The sequence below is a fragment of the Novosphingobium sp. PhB57 genome, assembly GCF_004342985.1.
Taxonomy (GTDB): Bacteria; Pseudomonadota; Alphaproteobacteria; order Sphingomonadales; family Sphingomonadaceae; genus Novosphingobium.
In genome coordinates this window covers 1-23,942 of record NZ_SMBO01000023.1, presented here as the reverse complement: position 1 = coordinate 23,942, position 23,942 = coordinate 1, and the positions used below count along the sequence as shown (strand labels likewise).

The 23,942-nt window shown below is 60.0% G+C and carries 17 protein-coding genes and 1 pseudogene; 14 read left to right on the top strand and 4 right to left on the bottom strand.

Annotation, left to right across the window (positions count from 1 at the left end; genetic code table 11):
- Together EDF58_RS25075 and EDF58_RS25070 are read right to left on the bottom strand one after the other, a co-directional pair.
- The coding region (locus EDF58_RS25075; protein WP_132270457.1) for a helix-turn-helix domain-containing protein at positions 1–261 on the bottom strand (261 nt) is incomplete at its 3' end.
- The gene (locus tag EDF58_RS25070; protein WP_132270455.1) at positions 258–1,439 is read right to left on the bottom strand and encodes a serine hydrolase domain-containing protein; all 1,182 of its coding nucleotides are present in this window, start codon (positions 1,437–1,439) and stop codon (positions 258–260) included. The genes EDF58_RS25075 and EDF58_RS25070, both read right to left, overlap by 4 nt.
- A 483-nt stretch (positions 1,440–1,922) precedes the next feature.
- On the opposite strand from EDF58_RS25070, the gene EDF58_RS25065 reads away from it, so the two are divergent.
- From EDF58_RS25065 to EDF58_RS25035, 7 genes and pseudogenes are all read left to right on the top strand, one after another.
- Positions 1,923–2,681, top strand: coding sequence for a hypothetical protein (locus EDF58_RS25065; RefSeq protein ID WP_132270453.1), 759 nt, complete (start codon positions 1,923–1,925; stop codon positions 2,679–2,681).
- 336 nt (positions 2,682–3,017) lie between these two features.
- Positions 3,018–3,872 carry a hypothetical protein gene (locus EDF58_RS25060; protein WP_132270452.1) on the top strand — a complete coding sequence of 285 codons (855 nt, stop codon included), beginning with the start codon at positions 3,018–3,020 and terminating at the stop codon, positions 3,870–3,872.
- A 51-nt stretch (positions 3,873–3,923) separates the two neighbouring features.
- A complete protein-coding gene (locus EDF58_RS25055) occupies positions 3,924–4,604 on the top strand; it encodes a hypothetical protein (RefSeq protein WP_132270450.1) in 681 nt (226 codons plus the stop codon).
- Between the two features lie 293 nt (positions 4,605–4,897).
- A complete protein-coding gene (locus EDF58_RS25050) occupies positions 4,898–5,233 on the top strand; it encodes an RES domain-containing protein (protein ID WP_243654504.1) in 336 nt (111 codons plus the stop codon).
- Between the two features lie 138 nt (positions 5,234–5,371).
- On the top strand, positions 5,372–5,575 hold the full coding sequence (locus tag EDF58_RS25045; protein WP_347812916.1) for a hypothetical protein: 204 nt from the start codon (positions 5,372–5,374) through the stop codon (positions 5,573–5,575).
- A gap of 171 nt (positions 5,576–5,746) precedes the next feature.
- Positions 5,747–6,007, top strand: coding sequence for a hypothetical protein (locus EDF58_RS26055; protein ID WP_165921586.1), 261 nt, complete (start codon positions 5,747–5,749; stop codon positions 6,005–6,007).
- A gap of 322 nt (positions 6,008–6,329) precedes the next feature.
- A pseudogene (locus EDF58_RS25035) lies at positions 6,330–7,372 on the top strand (IS30 family transposase).
- 26 nt (positions 7,373–7,398) lie between these two features.
- On the opposite strand, the gene EDF58_RS25030 reads toward EDF58_RS25035, so the two are convergent.
- The gene (locus EDF58_RS25030) at positions 7,399–7,740 is read right to left on the bottom strand and encodes an alcohol dehydrogenase catalytic domain-containing protein (RefSeq protein ID WP_243654503.1); all 342 of its coding nucleotides are present in this window, start codon (positions 7,738–7,740) and stop codon (positions 7,399–7,401) included.
- Between the two features lie 19 nt (positions 7,741–7,759).
- Between EDF58_RS25030 and EDF58_RS25025 the strand changes: the two genes are divergently transcribed.
- The 5 genes from EDF58_RS25025 to EDF58_RS25000 all read left to right on the top strand — a co-directional run bounded on the left by EDF58_RS25025 (position 7,760) and on the right by EDF58_RS25000 (position 17,916).
- On the top strand, positions 7,760–9,610 hold the full coding sequence (locus EDF58_RS25025) for a HipA domain-containing protein (RefSeq protein ID WP_132270447.1): 1,851 nt from the start codon (positions 7,760–7,762) through the stop codon (positions 9,608–9,610).
- A 591-nt stretch (positions 9,611–10,201) separates the two neighbouring features.
- Positions 10,202–11,245 carry an IS30 family transposase gene (locus EDF58_RS25020; protein WP_132270445.1) on the top strand — a complete coding sequence of 348 codons (1,044 nt, stop codon included), beginning with the start codon at positions 10,202–10,204 and terminating at the stop codon, positions 11,243–11,245.
- Between the two features lie 238 nt (positions 11,246–11,483).
- Entirely contained in the window at positions 11,484–12,716 is a 1,233-nt protein-coding gene (locus EDF58_RS25015; protein ID WP_132270459.1) for an exonuclease SbcCD subunit D C-terminal domain-containing protein, read from the top strand.
- Complete coding sequence (locus tag EDF58_RS25010; protein WP_132270443.1) at positions 12,716–16,426, top strand: AAA family ATPase; 3,711 nt, start codon at positions 12,716–12,718, stop codon at positions 16,424–16,426. Before EDF58_RS25015 ends, EDF58_RS25010 begins: the two co-directional genes overlap by 1 nt.
- A 1,274-nt stretch (positions 16,427–17,700) precedes the next feature.
- On the top strand, positions 17,701–17,916 hold the full coding sequence (locus EDF58_RS25000) for a hypothetical protein (protein ID WP_165921587.1): 216 nt from the start codon (positions 17,701–17,703) through the stop codon (positions 17,914–17,916).
- 1,789 nt (positions 17,917–19,705) lie between these two features.
- Here EDF58_RS25000 and EDF58_RS24995 read toward each other — a convergent pair.
- The gene (locus EDF58_RS24995) at positions 19,706–21,061 is read right to left on the bottom strand and encodes an IS66 family transposase (protein ID WP_132270439.1); all 1,356 of its coding nucleotides are present in this window, start codon (positions 21,059–21,061) and stop codon (positions 19,706–19,708) included.
- Positions 21,062–21,219: 158 nt separating this feature from the next.
- On the opposite strand from EDF58_RS24995, the gene EDF58_RS24990 reads away from it, so the two are divergent.
- Positions 21,220–22,236, top strand: a complete 1,017-nt coding sequence (locus EDF58_RS24990; protein ID WP_113942107.1) for an IS110 family transposase — start codon at positions 21,220–21,222, stop codon at positions 22,234–22,236.
- 1,327 nt (positions 22,237–23,563) lie between these two features.
- The coding region (locus EDF58_RS24980) for a transposase (protein WP_132270435.1) at positions 23,564–23,942 on the top strand (379 nt) is incomplete at its 3' end.

Below are 23,942 nucleotides of genomic sequence, written 5' to 3'. Positions count from 1 at the left end.
ACCGGCGCTCTCAAGCGCCCGTCTCGCTTGGCTCACCGATACATGGGTGATGCAAAGCGCCTCTGCGATGTCGCCGACTGTCATCGGCCCATTCAGAACGATCTGATTGAGAACACCGAACCATCGTTGCTCGAAACGAATGCCTCGCGCGACATAAATCTCCGCCGTTTCACGATCAAGTCGTTCGGATAAGCGGCGTAGGCGCGCACCCAAGGCGGCCGCGCCCGCGGCACGGCTATAATCCTTCCGCTTCTCTGTCATGCAAATGGTCCTGTCAGAAGATGCTCGGCTATACTCTTGATGGCGTTCTTGCTCGCAGGAGTGGCCGACATGTTCGTGAAGATCGCCACACCGGTGGTTGTGACGGGGTCCAGATAGACGGCGGTGAACACGCCGGGATCGCCGCCCCAGTGATTGATCAAGCGCTTGCCATGGCTATTGGATTCCATCCAGCCCAGTCCTTGCCCACTTACCCACGACGGCAGGCCGGACGGAACTGTCATGGTCAGCATTTGGGCCTGATTGGCGGACGACAAGATCCGGGCCTTGTAGGACGCTCCGCCATTTGCCGCCGCCGCGACAAAGGGCATGAAGCTGGCGATGGAGGCGCGGAGCATGCCCACCGGATAGTCCGGGAAGCCGACGGCTGGGGTGGCGACTGCCCGACCATCCACGACCTCGTAGGGGGTGGCGGCTAATTGTGGAGGCACATCTGCAATGCGCCAGGAAACGGGGCGCATGCCAAGGGGCGTGAACATTCGCTCTTGGGTGAACGAGCGCAAATCTTGGCCCGCGACTTTCTCCACAATATAGCCCAGTAGCGCGTAACCAACATTGCAATAGTCATAGACCGCGCCTGGGATAGCCGACGAAAAACAGCCGGCAGCTGTATAGTAGGCGCCCCCAGATACGAGATAGTCCGTCAAAAAAGCCCTGAGCGGTAGCGGCGAATCCATCCCGATCGTCCGGAAATCGACTTGGTAATATGTTTGATCGGAAAGGCTCGACACATGGGTCAGCAGATGCCGAACTGTAATCGCGGAATCGGGATGAGCCGGATTGATGACCTTGAAATCGAGATAGCCGCTGATCGGTGCATCAAGATCGATATGGCCTGCTTCAACGAGCATCATTATCGCCGTGGCCGTCACAGTCTTGGTCACGGAAGCGAGATGAAACATCGTATCGGTAGTGACTTGCCGATGCTGCCCAATATCAGCAAAGCCATAACCCCGCATCAGCGTTACTTCGCCTGCCTTGGCGACACCTATCGCCATGCCGGGGATCGCGGCACCTTCCAGCTGCTTCTTGAGAAACCGTTCCAGTGGGTCGTTATCCGCCTTCGCCAGCGCGGGGGCCGCAGCACCGAAGATGGAGGCCGCGAGCATTGTTCGCCGGCTCATCGGTGCACGGAAAATAGGAAGATCAAAACTTGCCATAAATACCACCCACAAAAGTTCATGTAGGCGCCTACGTTATTTGATAAGACGGCGCAAGGTGGGAGCGGTTCAACACCGTTAAATGAATGGTTTGGCAGATAACCGCCAATCACCGTGGTCTACCGGACCGACGTGAGTTGGCCGACACCCACCGTTTCCGGACCTTACCAAATCGGAACGCAATATCGACGCCTGACCAACCGCTCCATGTTGGGAGGCCTTTCCGACATCGGGCTAGAAAATAGCGGGGCGAGCTGGGCGCGCCGGATAGTTCGAACAGGGTGAACCAAAGTCCGTCGAGTGCCAACCCAGCCATGTTCGAGATTTCCGGCCAATGTCTCGCAACTCCTTCCTGTTGCAATACGGCGTGCGGCCTTTGCGCATTTTCGGGCATATTGATGAGGAACGATGGCGGCTTCCATGACTTGCACGCATATCCCTCGGTCAATCGATCGCAATGTTAGGGTTGGAGCCGAGCCGAACATGAAGCAACTTGCCGAGAACTTCTGGAATTTCCGAGGCTCATTCAAGATCGCCAGGATCGTCGAAGTGGGCACGCAAATGTCATTGGTGCGCCGGAACAGCGGGCGTTTCACGCTGATCGACAGCTATGGTGTCTCAGGCGCTGACCGCGAGGCACTGCTGGAAATAACCGGAAACGGCGCCGAGATTGACACGATTATCAACGTTCATCCCTTTCACACTCTGCATTGCACGGCCGCCCATGAACTGGCGCCCCGCGCGAAGTTGTTTGGCACGCGGCGGCATCGCGAACAGGCACCGGAACTGCCCTGGGAAGAGGAGACCATTGAGGACGTGGCAACCCAAGCTACGTTCGAGGATCTGGACTTGTCGATTCCTGCCGGGCTTGATCTCGTGACTAGCGACGACAGCGTGCATGCGGCTTCCGTTCTCGTCCGGCACCGACCGAGTAGTATCGTCCACGTCGACGATACGCTTATGGTGCTTGCAATGCCCGGCTCGCTGGGCAGCGTTCTTCCCCAGTCGCGGCTCCGCTTTCATCCTATGCTGGGAAAAGCGCTGCAGCATCGTCACGGTGCCGTCGACGATTTCGTCGCATGGACACACGATTTGGCTGAAAAGTGGGCAACTACTTCGATTGTCTGCGCCGCTCATTCCGCCGTGCGTCACTTGTCGCCAGACGGATGGAGCGATGAACTGAGCCGCGCGCTCTCAGCGATCCAAAAGACACTCGACCACCACCGGGCGCGACACGGTTGATCCCTGCAAATACCTCTACCAATCGATAGGAAGCACCCACCCATGAATGACCACAGAGCCTAGTCGATAACTCTGCGGACAGACGTTGCGGTGATGGGCGCAGGGACGGCCGACCATGCTGCCGAACGTGCTTCGCGCAAGTACGGAGCTTCGAACTTGCTAATCGAGCTTGCTCGTAGCCGCACTACAATGTGCGCAGGGGGGATGCATGCCTTGCGATGATGGTCAGCGCGGGCACCTTACGATCATGGATGGTGTCATACCGCTTCCATGATATGGAGCGTTTAAAGGCGTGAGTGCTTTAACAACAAATATAAAAGTTGGAAGGCGACAAGAATGAGCAGGGCAATCATTTCCGCTTCGGTATTCGTGCTGGCCAACATGATCGGGATCGCGCAAGCGCAGACCCCTTCTGCATTGAACGACCTGGTAGGCGCACGAGCTGCGGGTGCCGAGACCCAGATGGCGGCGCGTGGCTATACCTTCGTCAAAACCCAAAAAAGCGATGATCGCAGCTACTCCTACTGGTGGAACTCCTCCAGCCGGCAGTGCGTCACCGTTGCGACGATGGATGGGCGTTACGATTCGATCACATCCTCGCCCGCCCCGGACTGCGGCCAGCGTGAAGAGCACCGCGGATCGAGCGAGGGCAGCAGCTATCGTCCCACCCAGAGCTACAACTACGGGGGGGCATCCTCCAATCAACGCCAGTCTCCCAGCTATGTGGAAGATCGCGACCGCGGGCAGGGCCGATATCAGGTTGATGGCCAGAACGTCGATTTGGGCCTCGTGTGTTTCGGCGATGGGCAGCGGCCGGGCTTTGCCACGACCTACGGATATTCGTGGAACAGCCGTACCGAGCGCTATGATTACGGTAACCGTACGGAGATGACCGGACAGCAGTTCGACGCTTCGGTTTCGCTGCAGTTCTGGCCAGGCGGCGGGCATATCCGCCTTCCCAAGAAGCTTGTCCCGCCGATCAACAGCCGGGGTAACGATGGCTGGTGGGACCTGTACGACGTCGAAATGGGACCCGATGTGATCCGGGCGAAGTATCGGCTCAATGGCATGAACAAGCCCACCGTCACGATCAACCGCCGGAGCGGCCAGATCAGCATTCGCGGGCTCGATCCTTACGCATTCAGCGGATCTTGCGACCTCATTGACGGCGACGATCACCGCCGCTTCTAAGACTCGGCCCGCACCGGTGTACCCGGCCCGACTGGCTTCGGGAGAATGCTCATGAAATGGAAGCATGGAGCCATCGTTGCCCTCGCGGTCGTGACCGCAGCTATGCCCGTCACGGCGCAATCGCCAATAAGGAGCGAACGCGTCCAGTTTGCCAGAGGTGCCACCTCGTCGACCATTCGCGGTTCCCTCAAAGGCTACGACACTGTGGATTACATCGTCGGCGCGCGTGCCGGCCAATCCATGTCCGTGTCAATGCAAACGAGCAGTACGTCGGCCTACTTCAATGTTCTGCCCCCGCGCTCCGAGGAAGCAGTTTTCAACGGCTCTATCACAGGCAGCCGGTTCGACGGTCGGCTCAAGGACTCGGGCGACTACCGCGTCAGGGTTTACCTGATGCGCAACGCCGCGAGGCGAGGTGAGCGGGCGACGTTCAGCCTTACGGTCGGCGTGAAAACCCGGCCCGGTAGCGTCGGAACCGCACCGGGGCCAGTCGGCTCGGGTGCGGCGATATCGGCCGGTAACAGGCCGGCTTATTGCCGAGGCGAGGCCTCTCAGCAGTACGGCGTGCGGCCCAATTACATCCGGACCAGCCCCGCCATAGCGAACGCGGCCGGTATCATGATCGACGGGACAGCCGATCAGGGGCGTAACGGGATCAAGCGTTTTCGTTGCAGGTTCGATGCGCGGGGACGCTTCCTCGACGTCATGGCCATGACCCGCGACGGATTCTGATCTTTTGCGTAACTGACGCGCCAGGGTGGCTTTGTCCCCCTGACGTGTCAGGCTCCCTTTGTTCTACCCCACCGATACGAAACGAAGGGGCGCAACCCCTTATCTTCCTTCGGCCATGCGGCGACGAGGAGCTGTCCTTGTGAGGCGCGGATGACCATCAGTCCCTCGGTGGAAATGGTGTATCGGGGACCCCTACAGCAAGGCGGCTGCTCTGCGCCCATTGTCGCCATGGCGACCTCCGCAAGCGTGCGAGCGCTCCGTTTCGTGCTGCTTTGCGAGGTGGTCATAGTCACGTGCGCACGCAGCATGACCTCAACCTCGCCAGCATCACGATCACGGGTCAACGCAAGATCGGCGTAAATGGCAACGCCCTGCTGGCCGGTCCGCGTAGCTCCTACCCCGTCACGCGGGGCTGGGCGGAAAAAATTCACGTTGTCTGCCCGTCCGCCGAAGGTCTCTATTATACGTCCTACCAATATGGTCCCGAGTTCGCGGTGCTCCTGTTCGGCGATCGTGTGCCGGATGACATCCTCGAGGGCTTGAGCAAGCGCGATATCGCGGATCCCATCTGCCATGGTGAAATCCAGAAGCTCGCGGTCAGCCTCTCGATCGACTACGAAGGTGTCTGAGCCGCAGCGGGAAGAAGGTCGATGACGTCCGGTTCCGACCGACTATGATTCAGTGAGGGCCGCGCTGGCGCGGCTGATCCCGATCGCGATGACCGACACCGGGCAGTCGAAACCCGTCGCCGATTTACTGATGGCCTAGTGGAGCGGGCCCGACCTTGGGCACTCCAGATAGCCGACATCTTCGGGCTCGACGTGGCGATCGCCAATGACATCACGACCGTCATCGGCTTCCTGGGCCAGACCGATCGCGGTGCAGTCTATATCGACAGCCTCGGATTTGCCGAGGAGATGCAGGACATCATCGCCCTGTGGCGCTCGCCGGCGTCACGGCCAGGGGCCTGATACCCCGGGACAGCTCAAAGATGACCCGAAGCCAACCGACGGTGCCGCAGTGGCGCCCGTTGGAGCGGCGCTGGCGCGCCTTACTGGGCCGAACGGCCGAGGAGAGGAGGGGGGTGGCTGTGCGACGCGCCTGTGCCGATGGCGCGGCGGGATGCTCGCCGTCGATCGACCATGGAGGCGGTCCGCGCGGAGCTAGCCGAGGCACTTCCGATCGATCTGGCGGAAGCTGACAGAATCCTCGAAAAAAAGGTTCGTGAGCGGATGCGGCGCTCCGGACGGTGCAACGTGAGCCGTGCGGTTTCGGATCTCTGCAGGGTCGGGCTACTGCGTCGCAATTGTCAGGGCTTCCGCGTCGATCATCAGAACCGCGGCGCGCAGCGTGAAGCGGTCTATACCGTGATGCCCGAGGCGCTCGCGGTGCTCCGCCGCTGATCGTCAGCCGGCAAGAGAGCCGGCTTCCAATCCGCCGCTGCGACGATAGCTTCAGCTTTGGCCGGAAAGGATTCCGCCGAGCTGATGGAAACGCCATCGGGCAGCGCAATCCTTGCCTGAAATCCATTGCCCTTGGGCGTGGCGCTCAATGGGACTTCCATTTACCGTCTCCGCAGCGATATCAGGCTCCGCATCGGCATAAATCATCGTTATTTAACATAATTCTTATTATCTGTTTTTTACGGTTGTAAGCCGGTGGGGTCTAGATTGAAGTGAGAATTCCGAGGATTTCTGAGCTTTGTGCCCTCTCGGAGGAAAGTCTATGACGAACAGCTATCGCCATCTACGTTACGATGAGCGTGAAGCTTTGGCGAAAATGAGGGATGCCGCCGTTCCAGTTTGCGAGATTGCAGCTCGGCTCGGACGGCATCGATCTACTATTTACCGGGAGCTGCGCCGCAATTTCATGCACGATGAGGAAGCGTGGTTTCGTGGCTATTTCCCCAACGTCACACAAAAAGAGCCCGCCGTCGCCGGGCTGCTGGTCGTAAGCTTGAACGCAACATGGAGTTAGCCGCGGATGTCGTCCAAGGCCTTCGGCCGCGTTGGTCTCCAGAGCAAATTGCTGGACGGATGCGCCTGTCCGCCCAGCAACCGCGCGTCAGCCATGAGACAATCTACCAATACGTCTATGGGAGGGAAGGTCGACGCCTAGGGTTATCCCGATTGTTGCCGTGGGCGCGTCGTCGTCGTCGCCCGCGTGGTGGCCGCAAGCCTCAAGGGGTGCAAATCCCGCTGGTCAACGGTATCAAGCACCGCCCCCCCGACATCGCGCTGCGCGCCGCATTTGGCCATTGGGAAGGCGATCTCGTTGCTTTCCGCCAGATCTACGGCAAAGCCAACCTCACCTCCCTGGCCGAGCGAACGAGCCGGTTTGCGGTGCTTTGGCGAAATCCGGATAGGGGCTCAGTTGCGATCATGGGAGGGATTTGTCCCCAACTTGGCCCCCTTCCCTCTACGCTTCGCCAGACCAACACTTTTGATCGAGGCACGGAGTTTGCAGCCTACAGGAGGCTCCGGACCGAGCTCGAGATCAAGAGCTATTTCTGTGATCCGAAGGCCCCTTGGCAGAAAGGCGGCGTTGAGAACTTCAATGGCCGTCTGCGACGATACTTGCCACCAGATACGGACATTGCGGCGATGGACGAGATGGCGATCCAGGCGGTCTGTCACCAACTGAACAACACTCCGCGGAAATGCCTGTCCTATCGGACACCCCAAGAAGTTTCGACGGAACAGATCGGGCTATGGGCACCGGGGTCGGATTTTCCTTGGGTGGCGTTCGCCCCACCCAAGGAACAATGATACTCAGCACCAAGGAATGTCGCGCTTCAGCTGGAACTCGCAGCCCCAGATAGAAATGACACCCCTCCGCTAGATAGAAATGACACTGCCTGGTGTGGTGTGCGGAATGTCGGCTCGGGGCCCAAGACTGCCGGCAGCGGGGTGCCGAAATCCGCCTCGGCGAGATGGAGGTCGGAATGGCACAGGCCGCTAGCCTTCACCTGGACGAGGACCTCGCGCCCCTTGGGCGTGTCGATCGCAATTTCCTCGATGTCGAAGCGACCCTCTGGGCGATCCACCGCCCCCATACCTCGGTTGAAATTTTCACGCATTTCAAATGCGTCATAATGGTTGACATAACGACGCTTTCGTATGAAATTATCCCGCATCTGACATGCGGAATAATTTATGACCCTCTATCTGGTTGGCGAGAATATAGATGCTCAGACCGCCTTTCGACGGGGGCGAGACGGCGATATCCTCCAAGTCTATCGCGGTATCTACGTGGATGCAGAAGCGAACGCCGACGCCATTCTGCGTGCGCACGCTGTCCGTATAGCCCATTACCTGTACCCCGCCGCCTATCTGAGTTCCGCCAGCGCGGCCTTGCTTGGCCCGACCCTCGACGGCCGACTTTTCCTGGGAGGTCGGCGCAACCAGCGAACGCGGCTGCGCTCGCTCGAAATCATCCAGACTCAGGCGCCACCCAGGCCCTCGCTCGACAGGGCAGTCATCGGCGACTCGCTTGGCGATTTCACCCTTTCGGTCTCCTCGCCCGAGCAGCGCATGCTAGAAGCCTTCCGGCTGCGCAGCGAGCAGGCAAATGCACTCAATGAGGAGCAGCGCCGCGCGACGGCCGAGCGGCTCATCGCGGAATATGGTTCGAACGACGCAGTGGCAGACGCTCTGTGGGTGCTAGCACGCGCAAATGATTGGTTCCGCGAGGGTGAGAGTGCCGAGCGCTATCTGCGAGGGGGCATCGATAGCGCGGCTCCTGCGATCAACCACGCCGCGTTCTCTCTGCTCGTGGCCTGGCACGGTAGCCCCCTCGGCATGCTCGCTCATGACGGCCATGAATGGCGCTGGTCGCCCGGCAAGATTACGACCCCACCGCTCATCCGCGAAACGCTACCCGGTACGCTGCCGCCATTTATCGAATCCCTGTTGCCCGAGGGGTGGCTCGCCCACGTGTTGCGTGATGAAGACCAACGCTCGACTCTGCGTCACGGCAAACGGTACATGTCGAATATCACCATTGGCGTAGACGCTCATGAACTGGCCTCACTGCCAGCGGATATTCTTGCGGGGCGCCTTGGTGACTTCAAGGAGCACGGCATGTTCACCGGAACCTACGGCGGCCCTTCCCGCGGAGCGTTCGAGGAAAGCTTCGAGACCAATCTCGCACGGATTTTCGCCACCGGTACAACGCCGCGCTTGTCGGGAGTCCAGATCAAGGCACCGATGCATCTGCGCCACGACGGTACACTGCTGCCCGCGACCGATCTACCCTTCACTCATATTCTCAAACCCGCTGGCACTTCGGGATTCGAACAGATGCCGGTAGTGGAATGGTTATGCATTGAGCTTGGACGAATGGCTGGCTTCACGTCAGCCGAGGCCGCGCTCACTGTCATGCCGGACGGGATGACACCGGCGCTGGTCGTCGAGCGTTTCGACATTCGTGAGAATGGCAGCGATCCGCGCCGGCTCGCCATGGAGGATTTTTGCTCGATCTTGGGCGTACCCGCGGAAGACAAGTACAAAGGTACTATCGAGCGCATGGCACGCGCGCTTCGCGCCCTGTCGACGGATCCCACCGAAGACATCGCGGAGCTTTTCGGGCGCGCGCTTTTTTCTTGGCTGATTGCCGACGGTGACATGCACTTGAAGAATATCGCGATGCTCAAAATCGCGGCACCGCGCGCACGGGTGTTTGAGAGTGTCCGGATGGCACCGCTCTACGATGCCCTTACCACGCGCGTCTTTCCGGGGCTGCACAACGATCACATGGCCTTGAAGCTCGCCGGCAAGGACGACCGGTTGCATCTGGCTGACTTCGAGACGTGCGCGCGAACGATCGATCTCCCGCTCCGCAAGGCCCGCGAAATCATCGAAAATTTACTGGCGGCGCTTGGAGAGGCCATGGACGTGATCGCATTGCCACCGATAGTGCAGGAGTCCGCATCGGCGAGCGAAACGGCCGAGGCAGTTCTCCAGATTGTGCGATCGCGTCATGCTGCACTCGCTGCCGAACTATGATGAACCTGCGCGACCAAGGCGAAGGCGCCAAAGACCGCTACAATTTCAGCTTATCAGAAGGCGGTCTGGCAGCACACGCTGGAACCGGTCCTTCGCCAGTCGGACGGCTGCCGGTCGGCTACGCGCCCATTCGCAACCTTCAGCGGTCGTTTTGGCATTCCGAGATCCGGCTTTGCTGACCAGGTTCGTTCGCGGCTGAGAGGGGTGGTTAGCGAACATGGCGTCGGCGCCCGACGATGTTTGTTGCTAAGAAGGCAAACAGGAGAAATGTCGCGCCACCTAACGCTGCTGCGACCACCCAAAGCAGCGCGCGTAAGAGTTTGGACGTGATCAGCCTACGACGCGCCAAGGCGCTCGCCAATTCACCCTCACAGCGGCCGGTTCTATCTGCAAGGTTTCGAATATGCCCTCTTGAAAACCGGGCTTTCTCCCAGCCCCACATGGTTTCAGCTAGGCGGCTGCTGTCCATTCGCGCGTTACGATTTAACTTAATAAATAGTATCTGTTTTTTACGGTGTAAGCGGGTGGGTTCTAGATCGAAGTGCGAATTCCGAGGATTTCTGGGCTTTGTGCCCTCTCGGAGGAAAGTCTATGACGGACAGCTATCGTCATCTACGTTACGATGAGCGTGAAGCTTTGGCGAAAATGAGGGATGCCGCCGTCCCGGTTTGCGAGATTGCAGCTCGGCTCGGACGGCATCGATCTACTATTTACCGGGAGCTGCGCCGCTATTTTATGCACGATGAGGAAGCGTGGTTTCGTGGCTATTTCCCCGTCGTCGCACACAAAAGAGCCCGCCGTCGCCGGGCTGCTGGTCGTAAGCTTGAACGCAACATGGAGTTAGCCGCGGATGTCGTCCAAGGCCTTCGGCCGCGTTGGTCTCCAGAGCAAATTGCTGGACGAATGCGCCTGACCGCCCAGCAACCGCGCGTCAGCCATGAGACAATCTACCAATACGTCTATGGGACGGAAGGTCGACGCCTAGGGTTATCCCGATTGTTGCCGTGGGCGCGTCGTCGTCGTCGCCCGCGTGGTGGCCGCAAGCCTCGAGGTGTGCAAATCCCGCTGCTCAACGGTATCAAGCACCGTCCCCCCGAGATCGCGCTGCGCGCCGCATTTGGCCATTGGGAAGGCGATCTCGTTGCTTTCCGCCAGATCTACGGCAAAGCCAACCTCACCTCCCTGGTCGAGCGAACGAGCCGGTTTGCGGTGCTTTGGCGAAATCCGGATAGGGGCTCAGTTGCGATCATGGGAGGGATCTGTGCCCAACTTGGCCCCCTTCCCTCTACGCTTCGCCAGACTATCACTTTTGATCGAGGCACGGAGTTTGCAGCCTACAGGAGGCTCCGGACCGAGCTCGGAATCGAAAGCTATTTCTGTGATCCGAAGGCCCCTTGGCAGAAAGGCGGCGTTGAGAACTTCAATGGCCGTCTGCGACGATATCTGCCATCAGATACGGACATTGCGGCGATGGACGAGATGGTGATCCAGGCGGTCTGTCACCAGCTGAACAACACTCCGCGGAAATGCCTGTCCTATCGGACACCCCAAGAAGTTTTGACGGAACAGATCGGGCTATGGGCGCCGGGGTCGGATGTTCCTTGGGTGGGGCTCGCCCCACCCAAGGAACAATGATACTCAGCGCCAAGGAATGTCGCGCTTCAACTGGAACTCGCAGCCCCAGATAGAAATGACACCCCTCCGCTAGATAGAAATGACACTGCCTAGTACTACTTGACATACGGTTTTCCGAAGGTGGATCGCAAGCACGTTTCAATCTGAAAACCCTTACCGGCGGCAGCCAGATGGCTTAGCACCGAGTTCTCCCAATCTGGCGCTTGCCTCGGGCCTAAGCGCAGGCAATGAGCAAATGATGTCGCAACGCGCCCAAACGCTCACCATTTGTCATACATCCGACTGGCACCTTGGCCACGAACTCAATGGTCACGCCCGCGAAGCGGAGCACGATCTTTTCCTCCAATGGCTGCTTGATCGCCTCGAAGCGGAGGCTGTGGATGTGCTGCTCGTCACGGGGGACGTATATGACGTCGCCAATCCGCCAGTATCTGCGATGCGCCGGCTTTTCCGGTTCCTCAACCTGGCGACCACGCGGCTCTCTGGACTTCAAGTGGTAGTCATTGGCGGCAATCACGACAGTGCAGCTCGGATCGACCTTCCCGCCGCACTACTCGGGGAAGGCCGCGTGCATTTCATCGGCGCCTTGCCGCGAAAGAATGGAAGCCCCGACTTCGAGAGCTTGCTCCTGCCGCTGTTTGGCCCTTCCGGCGATATAGGGGCATGGCTTGCCGCGGTACCCTTCTGCCGTCCCGGCGATCTCGGTTCCCACGACCTCCCCTCGCTTTACGACGCCGTCGCGGAAGCGGGAAAAGCGCAAGCTGGTGATTTGCCGATGATCCTCACCGGCCATCTCCATGTCGCCGGCGGCGAGGTCTCGGAGCTATCCGAGCGCCGCATCGTAATCGGGGGCGAGGAGGCGCAAGCAGCAACGCTTTTCGACGCGAGGGCGGCCTATGTCGCACTCGGACACCTCCACCGCCCTCAAGCGGTCGCCGCGGAGACCACGGTTCGGTACGCCGGCTCACCCTTCCCACTCTCGAGCGCCGAACGCGACTACCGCCATTCAGTGGTGATCGTTAAGGTTCAAGGCAGCGAAGTGCCGTGCCAGGTCGAATTGCTGCCGATCCCGCGTCCCGTCGACTTTCTTGCGGTCGGGCCCGCCCCATTGAATACCGCCCTGGCCGCCATCGAAGCGCTGCAACTCGACGCCGAACTGTCGGCCGCCAGCTGGCCTTTCATCGAAATCGCAATTGAGATCGACGGACCCGAGCCGGACCTTCAGTCGCGCATCCTCGCGGCGATCGAACCGTTGCCAGTGCGGCTCGTGCGCATTGCAACCATTCGCCCACAAGACGCCGGCAGTAGCTGCGATCCCCTCGTCGGCGCCGAACTTGCCGATCTCGATCCCGACACAGTGTTCGCGGCGCTCTTCAACCGTGAATATGGCGGCGACGGCCCTCCGGACGACCTCGCGCGCGCCTTCGCCACGCTCCTGATCGAAACCCAAGCTGCCGAGGAACCCGCCTGATGCGCATTCTTGCGATCCGGGGCAGCAACCTCGCCAGCCTGACCGGCGAATTTGAAATCGATTTCGAGGCGGAACCGCTGGCCGGCTCGGGCATCTTCGCCATTACCGGGCCGACCGGCGCTGGAAAATCCACGCTTCTTGACGCCGTTTGTCTCGCGCTCTTCGCGGAAATCCCTCGCTTACGCGCTGCCCCGACAAGCGGCAGCGTCGGAAACGACGAAAACGGGATCGCCGCGCGCGACCCGCGTTCGATTCTTCGTCATGGCACCGCCGATGGATACGCCGAAGTCGATTTCGCAATGCCTGCTGGCGGCGTCTACCGCGCTCGCTGGAGCGTGAGGCGGGCAAGAGGCAAAGCAGAAGGTCGCTTGCAAAACCACGAGCACGCTTTCGAACGCCTCGACACCAGTGAGCGGATGGGCGGCACTCGCACGGAAACTCTGCGCGCCATCGCAGCCGTGATCGGATTGACCGCCGAGCAATTCACGCGTGCGGTGCTGCTTGCCCAAGGCGATTTCGAGGCATTCATTCGTGCTGACGCCAATGAGCGGGCTGCGCTCCTGGAACGGCTGACCGGGTCCCAAATCTACACCCGCCTGGGCCGGGCTGCCTACGAGAAGGCGCAAGGTCTGCGCGCCGGGCTGGACTCGATCCGCCAACGCATTGCCGCGCTCCACGGTCTCGATGACCAAGGCCGCGCCGTTGCCGAAGCCGAATTGGCGGAGGCAGAGGCGGCTCATGCGGCTGCCTCGGAGGCTCTCGAGGCACTGGGAGCCCAGAAGCGCCGGGCGGCACGCGCACGCGAGTTGGCAAATGAAATCTCGACCGCCGAGCAAGCGCTCGACGCCGCAAAAAATCTTCAGGCCCTCGCTGCGGATCGACGCGACGCGCTAGCCCGCAATCGTGCCTTGCTGCGGTTCGTGCCACTCTGGACGGCCCGCGAGAATGCCAGGTCTGTATTGCAGGAAGCCGACGACAAGCGCACCGCAGCGCAGAATGCGCTTTCTAACGCCAATGGGCAGCTCGAGATGTCCGCAGCAGCAGCACGGACCGCAGCGAATGCCTTGAAGCAACAGGAGCGGGAAGCCGAAGCTCTCACCCCTGTGTTGGCGGCCGCACGCGCCCTCGACCGCCAACTTGCAGACACCAGCGAAGCGCTCATGCATGCTTCGCAAGAAGCAGATGCGCTCGCCAAGCATGCCAATGAGGCAGAGGAATCCGCCGCGGCGGCCGAAGGATCCTTCGCACAGGCGCAAACCCGGATCGCCAATGCCGCTGCGTGGTGCACCAGCAACGCCGCACTTCGCACCCTCCATGAACGCGAAGAGGAACTCTCTGAGCTCATCGCCGCCCGCGCATCGTCGCATACCCAATCCCAAGAGGCGCAGGGCCGCCTTGTCGAACTGGAGCGCGAAGAGACACTCGCCCTCGCCCGGCATGCGACAACGCTAGACGCTGTGCGCATAGCGCGCGAAAACCTTGGCGCGGCAACACGGCATCGCACGGAAGCCGAAGCCGAAGCCCCCGCCGAAGCGGCTCTTGACGCACTCTCGCGGGAGATCGACTTGCTGGCTACAGCCGAGCTGCGGTCGGTGGAATTCGCGCAGGCCAGCCGTGATGTCACGCAGGCCCAAGCCGCATTGGAGGAAACGCGCGCCGCACAAGCCGACGCGGCTTCGCGTCGTACGACCATCGTCCAGCGCTTGGCGGAATACGAAGCCTCGCTTCCGGATCTGGAGACGCAGGTCCGGCAAGCCCGTCACGTTCTGGCGCAGTCTGTTGCGGCGTCGGGCAAGGCCGCCGAATTCATGCGCGCGGAGTTGGTGGACGGTGAGCCCTGCCCGGTCTGCGGCGCGCAAGAGCACCCGCTCTCCGCCCTCGAAACGCTGCTCGGGACACATTTGGAAAGCAATCGTAGGCACGCAGAGGCCCTCGAGCAGGAACTCTCCCGGCAACGAAGCGAACAGCAATTACTTACGCGCGAACGCGAAACGCTGTCCGCGCGCGAAGAAGCGCTAACCCAGGAGGAGAGTTCGCGCGCCGAAGCGCTGATGCCTCTGCAGGATAAGGCCGGTGAGGCAAATCGGACCTTGCGCGCTGCGTTGCTGGATGTTGGTCTCGATAGCTCCGCCCTTCCCAGTCGTGAGGACCTCGCCCGCCACCGCGATGAACGGGTCCAGAAGCGCCAGGATGCTCTCTCCGCCCGGCAGATCGCGTCTCAAAGCCGTGATGCGCAGGATCTCGCGCGCAAGGCGCTTGATGATATGCAGCAGAGCGAGGACGCCGCGCGCGTCGCGCTGGCGGCTCGTGCCCAGGCTCTCAGCGAAGGTCGTGCCATGACCGACCGGCAGAACGCAGAAATGCAGAACAACGATCGCGCGCTCGATCGGGCCCTCGCGGCGTTCTCGGAATGGCGGCAATTGCCGGACGCAGGAAGTTGGCTGCGTAAGCAGGCAGAAACTTGGCGGTCCTACACGGCCGAGCAGAGCGAAGCTGAAACTGCCCTGCCCGGCCTCGATGCGCAACGACACGAGGCCGTACGTACGCGCGATCTCGCGCGCATACAGGCTAAGGCTGCTGCCGCAACAAAGCTCAATCTTGCCAATACACGTGTCCTCAAGAGCGCCGAACGCTCTGAACTGCTCGAAGGGCGCAGCGTCGCAGAGGTCGAGGAAACAACAGCGCGGGCCTCGGGCGAAGCGCGACAGGCGAATGAGGTGGCTCGACAGGTTAGCGAAAATGCGGCGCGGCTTTTTGCCGGAAGCGAAGCTGCGCTGAAGAGCGCGGTTGGAAACCACGATGAGGCCGACGTTAAATATTCGTCCGCATCGGCGGCGCTCGACGCGTCACTTTCCAGCATGGAAGTCGCCGAGCATCAACTCGCTCAGCTTGCCAAAGCCGGTCAGGAGTCCATTGATGCGGAGGCACAGGCGCTCGCGGCGCTGGACACCGGCGTCGGTGAAGCCTTGGCTGTCCTGAGCAAGTGCCATGCCGACCTTGAACGTCACACCGCCGAAGCACCGGAGAATGAAGAGCTCACGCCCGAGTTGCTCCCTGACGCTCTGATGCAAGCGAAGGGCGAACTCGAGGGCGCCAATGCCGCGCGAGAACAGGCACGCCTGCGCATTCTGCAGGACGATCAGGTCCGGGCGCGCACTTCGTCATTGCGCGCGGAGCTTGAGGCGGCCACGTCCCAAGCCGACGTCTGGCTGCGTCTTTCCGACCTCATCGGCGACCGAGAGGGCAAGGCATTTCGACGCTTTGCGCAAGGGCTGACACTCGATCGACTGCTTGAACACGCCAATACCCGGCTTGCAGAGCTGAAGCCGCGCTACGCTCTGGAGCGAGGGACCGGCGGCGAAATGCTCGTCCAGGTCGTGGACAATGACATGGGAGGGCAAGTGCGTGGACTACACAACCTGTCCGGAGGCGAGCGCTTCTTGGTCAGTCTCGCCCTCGCCCTAGGTCTCGCCGAAATGTCGAGCGGACGCGGGGTCAAGATCGAGAGCCTGTTCATCGACGAAGGCTTCGGGGCGCTCGATCCAGCCAGTCTCGGCCAGGCCTTGGCGCTCCTCGAACACCTTCATGCGAGTGGCCGCCGGGTGGGCGTCATCAGCCATGTGGAGGAGTTGAAAGAGCGCGTGCCGGTCAAGATCGAGGTGACGCCTACTGGGCGCGGCACCAGCACCATCGGGATTGCATACGGGTAGAATGCCCGATTTGCGTTTTCTCACCCCAGACAGACCAGCGATGGCATTGCGCCTTCTTTGAAGACGCAATGCTATGCTTAGGCCCCGCAGGCTAGGCACTGCCCGTCAACCTTCTCGCGGCAAGCCTATACAGTGCTAGCTCGCGTTGACAAAGTGTGGCAGCCATTTGCGGATTGCGGCGAGGTTTAGGAAGCTGGCGAAGGATAGGGCAGTTTTGTCGTAGCGGGCATAGACGCGTTGCAGCACGCTCTGACTGACCTTGATGTTAAGGGGATACGGCCTGTCGCTAGGCGGTCTTCCCCGCCGGCGGAACACCATCGGATATGTGCTTGCAGCACTTTGACCCTGAGTGCTCATCGACATGGATGGGGCCGAGGCCTGTGGTATTGGGACGGTCTCTACGTGCTAAAGCGATGGCGCTTCAGGCTGCGGGGCTGTAACCGGTGGGGCAGAATCCGTCTGTGGTGCCGCGAGGTCGCCCCCCGCCCCTGTCCCGGCCGGTTCGGCCGGATCGCGGGACAGAAAGCCGTGCTCTTCGCTAACGTTGTGCAACTCGTCGAGATTGGGTCCGGGACGCTTTGGTCGCACTGCCAGGTCATCGAATTGCAGCTTCGTGCGTTCGCTCATGCGGCTTCCTCCTTGTCCGCTTGCTGACGATACCTGCCATCAGATAAAGACATTGCGCTGAACGAGATGGCGACCCAAGTGGTCTGTCACCAGCTAAACAACACCTAGCGCAAATACCTATCCTATCGGACACCCCAAGAATTTTTGACGAAACAGATCGGACTATGGGCGCCAAGGAAGGATGCCTCTTGAGTAGGCTCGCTCCACACATGGAACAATGAAACTCAGCGTCAAGGAATGTCGCGCTTCACTGGAACTCCCGGCGCAAATTAGAAATGTCCCATAGCGATAGGCATTCGTAGTTGGCGATGATCGACGGGATCCGTAGCGCCGAAACTTGGTGGCCTGCTAAACCTGTCGAGCGCTTTGGTACCAGTTTGATGAGGCGGTCCGGTCCAAATTCGCAGAGCCTTCCTCGAGGCTCATCCTTCGCGCGTCTCCGAGCCGATTTCACGGAACCTCGCAGCTGTTCAGGACTTCAGGTTAACTCCACCAAACTGCATCGCCGTGCGACGCATCCAGCTTGGAGTTTCGAATGCCCCGTTACCTAAAACTTGGAGTGGCCCTCTTGATGGTCGCCAGCACCGGACTTGCCGCGTGCACTGATGACCGCCCAGGCCGCTACCGCCCGCCGCACGGAGACCGGTATGATCGTCATGATCGGGATCACGACCGGGGCCGTCACCGCGGCGATCATCGTCGTGATGGTGATCGCGACCGGGGGGAGTGGAATCGCCCGCGCTGAGGGCGGTATTACCGGGGCGGCGGATGATTTGGCGCCGCCCGCTCTTTGTGACAATCAGTTCGATCAGCATTTGTCAGTGTTTTTCTTGACCGCGTCAGCAGCTGCAATCGGCTCGTGAAGCCCAGCGAACCGGCACGGCCATGCAGTGACCCAGCCCTTTGTGTGTCATTTGTGGTGAATTGCGCGCTCGCCAGGATCAGCGTCTGGGATTCGGTCAAGTGGTTCGCTCTTCAGCGGCGTGCCAAGGCGAGCGGCTTAGCAGTGCCATCGCGCGTACATGCGAAGTACTGACAGTTCTCAGAATGCCTCGTCAGCTGCGGTCAATGCGACTGTTCGTCATTGTCAGGTCACGACGCTTGCGGTATGCCACGGACAATACACAGAATTTTCACTCTGGTTGTCCCTTGCAGGCATACCGTTTGCGCGCTCAGGGATCAAAGTACCGCGGCAAGGGCGGGGCTGCTTTGTTGAGATCATCTCGCAATTATGAGAAACGCGCAACTTCCGCCCTTCGCAAGCGCTATCCTCCCACTCGGGTGAGAACGACCCACGTCTCATGCAAGGAGGCGCACCCGATCCAGTTGATGGATTGCTTTGAAAAGCCATCAGTCTGCTTCGGCCAGACCCATCACGCTGAACCTCAGGTCCCGCGGCCGAATACACCTCTGCGGGACCTCTTTTATTATGCGCGCTTTACTCCAGGCCGGGTTTCTCACCGGTTGTCATATATTTCTGACGAAGCCGAACTCACCGTAGTCGTTACGTGAACGGCATCTGTGCTGCCGCTGCCGGCGGTGATCGTATTGCGTTGGCACCGTGGGACTAACCCATCCCTCGAGATTAGCTTTAAGCATATTTGTATCCTGTAAATACAGCCGATTTACAGCCCAGCCCGGTTATCGAGATTGCGTCCCGTCCGGGAGGCGGATGTTTTGACAGGTAGCGATCGCGCAAGCTTCGCAATCGGAATCTTTCTTCCCACTCTACGCTTAGATCGCAGGCGTCGAAGCTTTTTAAGTCAGTCAAAACCTGATGAACGCCGATCGACAGCATCGGCCCGATGCAAGTAATATTGGCGCGCAATCCAATCTATTGGACGGCGTGTTTTTTCGCAACCTATTGCCGAGGATATAGAGTTCCGATCTTTGTCGTGCTGCGTTGAAGCTATTTAGCTTTTTCTCTAGGAACCGATGCCAATCTAGCCTCGTTGCCGTAATCGGATCTGTAGACGGATCAAGTTCGGCGGCATGGCTCTCTCCCAAGTTGCCCTATGCCGAGCGGTGAGAAGGGGGCGTTTCTCGATATCAAGAATACGCCCCCTTCGATCTGATCCTGTTCCGTAAGGACTTTGAGATGTACGGCGTACCGATATTCGAAGATCGCCAGATGATTGGTAAAGAAGGATGGATTGGCCGTCCACTCGAAGGCGTGATTAGGCTTGTCCATAACACCTGATTGGCGGGCATTTAATCAGGGCTGTGACTGTCCGCAGGCATGATGGCCGCATCGTCTTCAGAGCTCCATCGCTTATCTCGTCGATGTCCCTTAAAGCGCTTGCAAGTTAGGAACTATGCAAGGCGGCGCTGCCGGAATACCGATCTTATCTATCGAGGGGTTGGTGACAGCGCCAATGCTCCTGATGCCTAATCAATATCGGCCAGCACACAAGTTCTCGCGGGGGCGGCCTGGCCAACGAACGCACTGCGATTGAGCCGGGACCCTGCCGCTCCTTTGGCGATCAAATCCGGATAACATCTGCGATTGACAGGTTAACGCGCCCTGCCCTTTTGATCGTTGCGGACGTGCGGCACGGCAATAACCGGCGGGTTGCTTGGTGAGTTGCCGCGTCTGCCATCACTTTGATTGCTTTGGAGTAATTGCTCACGGGGTCGGCAATTGGGCTCTGATCAGGCGACCACGAACCTGCCGTCGACGAGTTCGCGGATAGCTACGAGGGCCGATTTGCCGCTGAGACGGGCGGTTCCGGTGACGGAGCGATATCCGGCGTGGATCTGGGCGCCCCAGTCGGATCGGAAGCCGTTGGTGACCTTGCGGAACACGACCGAGGGGCGGATCTCGCGCTCTGATATGTTGTTGGTCGCAGGGACGTCGCGGTTGGTGAGGAAGACGAAGAACTTGCCCCGCCAGGCCTTGATTTGTTTGAGCAGAACACGTCCCGCCGGGTGCGCGACAGGCATCTGTACCAGGCGGGTCAGCAGATTGTCGGCCTTCGCGGCGTAGGCGGCCAGCGTGGTGTCCTTCAGGCTGCTTCGTCGCTTGCCGATCCGGATCGCCCAGCGCAGGTGGTCGCGGATTTTGGGGGCGAAGGCGGTATCCCCGCAGTCGATGGCATACTGAACATCGCGCAGGACATGGGCGAGGCAGACCTGATGCTCTTTGCCCAGTTCCTGCTGTCCGGCGTAGCGATCGGAGACCCACACGTCGGGTTGATGGCCACCCAGCACCTCGTCGACAACACTGCGCGCCCGGCGCGGGGCGATCTTGTGCAGGACCGCGTCTTTCGAGAGGAAGACCCATTGCCAATGGGCAATGCCGTTGGTGCGCGTGGACGTCTCATCGGATGCAATGATCCTTGCCGTCAGCAACTTGTCGGTGATCGCCTTCGTGGCTGCTGCCATTCCGGCCTGCATGCGCCTGAAGGCGTTGGCGATTGCCCCTTGGGAGATCGTGAGGCCAAACAGTTCCGCAGCAATGCGCGACAGTCGCTCGAAGCTGACATGGTGGCTGTGATGCAGATAGGCCAGCAGCGAGCGGATGCCAGGGCCAAACGGCGTGCCCGGCTCCATACCCGCCGGCGCCTCGGCGCGGTAGCGACGGCCACATCCCCCGCAGCGCGCACCGAACAATTCGATGCGCGTCACAATTGGGCGGATCGGCGGCAGGTCGATATGATCGTAGCGGTGACGGCAATGCTGGGTCTGCGAGGAAACATTGGTCCCGCAATGGCAGCAGCTTGCCGCCATGACGCGTTCGGTTTTGTCCGGCGTCTCGGCCAGTGGGCGGTGCTTGCCTTCGCGCGGCGGGCGCTTGCCAGTCCTGGGCTTACCGCCTTTGCCGCCCCGCTTGCCGAAGTCGTCCTTCGAAGGCGGAATATGCGAATTCTTCGAGGTCTTGCGCGGCTTGCCGAACAGGGATTCCAACTCGGAAATCCGTGCTGCCATCCGCTCGATCATCTCGTGCTGAGCAAGCAGCAGCTCGTTCTTCTCGGCCTCGGTCAGAACATGAAGCGGCGGTGGTGGCATCCGTAGGGTGAATCAGCCAATCGACCCCCGCGCAACACTTTTCTGCCAACCCCGTGAGATGGGGTGGTTGCCGCCCTCCCAGACGGCATCGCGATGTGCCAAAATAGTGGTGTTGAGGCCACTGAGCGGAAAGGACGGCAACCGTGACGATAGATACAATGATTGGTGTAGACCTGGCAAAGACTGTTTTCCAGGTGCATGGCGCGTCGATGACGGGGCAGCCGAAGTTTCGCAAAAAGCTGTCGCGACAGAACTTCCCCAAGTTCATGGCCGATCAGCCCCCGGCGGTGGTCGTGATGGAGGCCTGTGGCAGCGCGCATCATTGGGCCCGAGAAATGATCCGACTTGGTCACGAGGTCAGACTGATCGCGCCGCACTATGTGAAACCGTTCATCAAACGTCAGAAGAACGATGAAGCCGATGCGGAAGGTATCGTGATCGCGGCCCAGCGACCTGAGATGCGCTTTGTTGAACCTAAGTCGGCATCTCAGCAGAGCACCGCCATTTTGTATCGGTCACGGCAAAGACTGGTTCGGCAGCGCACAGAAATAGTCAACGCTCTTCGAGCTTGTCTATATGAATATGGCCACATCGTGCCACTGGGCATTCAGAATATTGGCCGCATCCGCGAGATCTTGGAAGAGAAAAGCAGTGACTTGCCTCTTTTGATGCGTGAGGAATGTCTTGAGATGCTTGATCAGATCGCTGAACAGACAACGCGCATTGCAGCCCGGACAACAAAGATTAAGGAACTGGCCGCCACGCAGGAGACATCTCGTCGTCTGCAGACAGTGCCCGGAGTTGGGCCGTTGACTGCCATGGCTGTCCAAGCCTTCGCGCCACCGATGGAAAGCTTCCGCAACGGACGTGATTTCGCAGCCTGGCTCGGCCTGGTTCCACGTCAGTTCTCCTCGGGGGGCAAGGAGCGGCTTGGGCGTATTACGAAGGCAGGCCAGGCCGACATTCGTCAAATGCTGATTATTGGTGCGATGTCGCGCCTGAACTGGATGGGGCGTAAATCAATCCCGGACGGTTCATGGCTCGCAGGCATGCTGATGCGCAAGCCCAGGATGCTCGTGGCGATCGCTTTGGCCAACAAGATGGCCAGGCAAATCTGGGCCATGCTGACCAGCAACGAAGATTTTCGGAATCCGACGCTGGCGGTAGCTGCATGATACTACGGCAGCTCACGCCGCGCGGATAAATGGGAGTGTAAGAAGGCGACGACCCGAATGGGCAAAATGATCGAACAGATCTGGATCAGGAAAACCAGCTAATTGCTCCGAGCCTCGAGCTCTCCCGTGAGTTTTGGACTTGGTCCGCGGATCACCATACCGGCCAGCGGCTTCTGAAATGCCGCAATCAAAGGCCTTACAGAAGACCGCACTCGATCACTAGCACAAGAGCGTCAAAACCCTCTTGCATCACGGGCGGCAACCACAGAAGCAATTACGCTTGGGAAGCGTCCGCTAAGTTAGCGCTTGAAGGTTGCGAGCGTTGAACGAGTAGAATGCCTTACGTTCTTACTGCTGCGAATATGACAACGGCCGATAGTCTTGAACCGAACGACAAGCCGTGGTCCGCAAGCGGCGAGGAACCAAATGCCATGAAGGCCGGACCTTTGACGGCCCGACCCTCCTTTAGACAACCACATCTGGACTGAGTTTAGCGGCAGACACGGACCTTGTGGTGATGGCGCCATTCCGTCCAACAGCGCCGATCATTTCCGCGATAGCGGTTGCCGCTCCAATGCCGCTGGCGATCATAACGGCGGTGATCGCGATAGTGATCGCGTCGCTCCTCGTACCGGTGGTGATCGCGAGGGTGTGCGTCTGCCGTCGCTGCCACGCCGAGGCTACCGGCCACTCCTGCAAGTACCAGCAATAATTTAAAAGTTTTCATAGTCGCCTCCTTATGCGTGAGGCCATGAGACGGTTCGCTGGATGAATTGCGGATGTACGCTGCGACGACCTGTGGCAGGTGCGCTGCAACAAGCGGCGTTGGGCCTCAGTTCGGGGATCGCGCTTTACCCGCCTCCCCAAACCATCGCCGCGACCGGATCAACTTGACCTCAAGGCGCGCGGCAACGCGTGGGCTAAACTCTAGGCCGAGCTCGCTCGCAGCAACGCGGCCATGGTCCGTTCGGCGTCTCGGGCAGATTTGTGCTCGTGCTGGTAATGCGTCTGCGGCGGCGGGGATTCTGGTCAATAGCTCCGAACGCACGCGACATGATGGTCCCGCGCAATGGCTCGTTTGCCTTGAGCGCGGACAAGATCGCGCTGGTCAACAAGCTCATTCGCCAGCTGGCCGATCAACAGCCTCTGCGCGGAAAGCCGATTTTGGAAATCCGTCGACAGAGGTCGCCTAGGTCGGCCCCATTGCCGCCGCCCCTCCACCGAGAGTTCACGAGACAAAACGGCTTAGCAGGGTGCGGAAAAAGGCGCTTTCCTTGAGCCCCTTGAGGTGATTCATATGCCTTCGGCTGAGGTTGAAGGATTTGAGATGCGCGGCGGCGATTACCGGAGTGAAGGGCTGTTTTCCTACGTGAGCTGCGAAGCCCGGGTTCCAGCAGACCACCCACTTCGGGCGATCCGCGCGATCGTCGACGAAGCTCTCGAGGTGATGTCCGCTGATTTCGATGCGATGTATTCGCGCATTGGCCGGCCATCGATCCCGCCGGAGAAGTTGCTGCGCGCATTGCTCCTGCAGGCTTTCTATACGATCCGCTCGGAACGCCAACTCATGGAGCAGATGGATTATAACCTGCTTTTCCGCTGGTTCGTCGGCCTGGCAATGGATGCGCCGATCTGGGATGTGACGGTCTTCACCAAGAACCGGGAGAGGCTGCTGGCCGGGGACATCGCCGCCAGGCTCCTGTCCG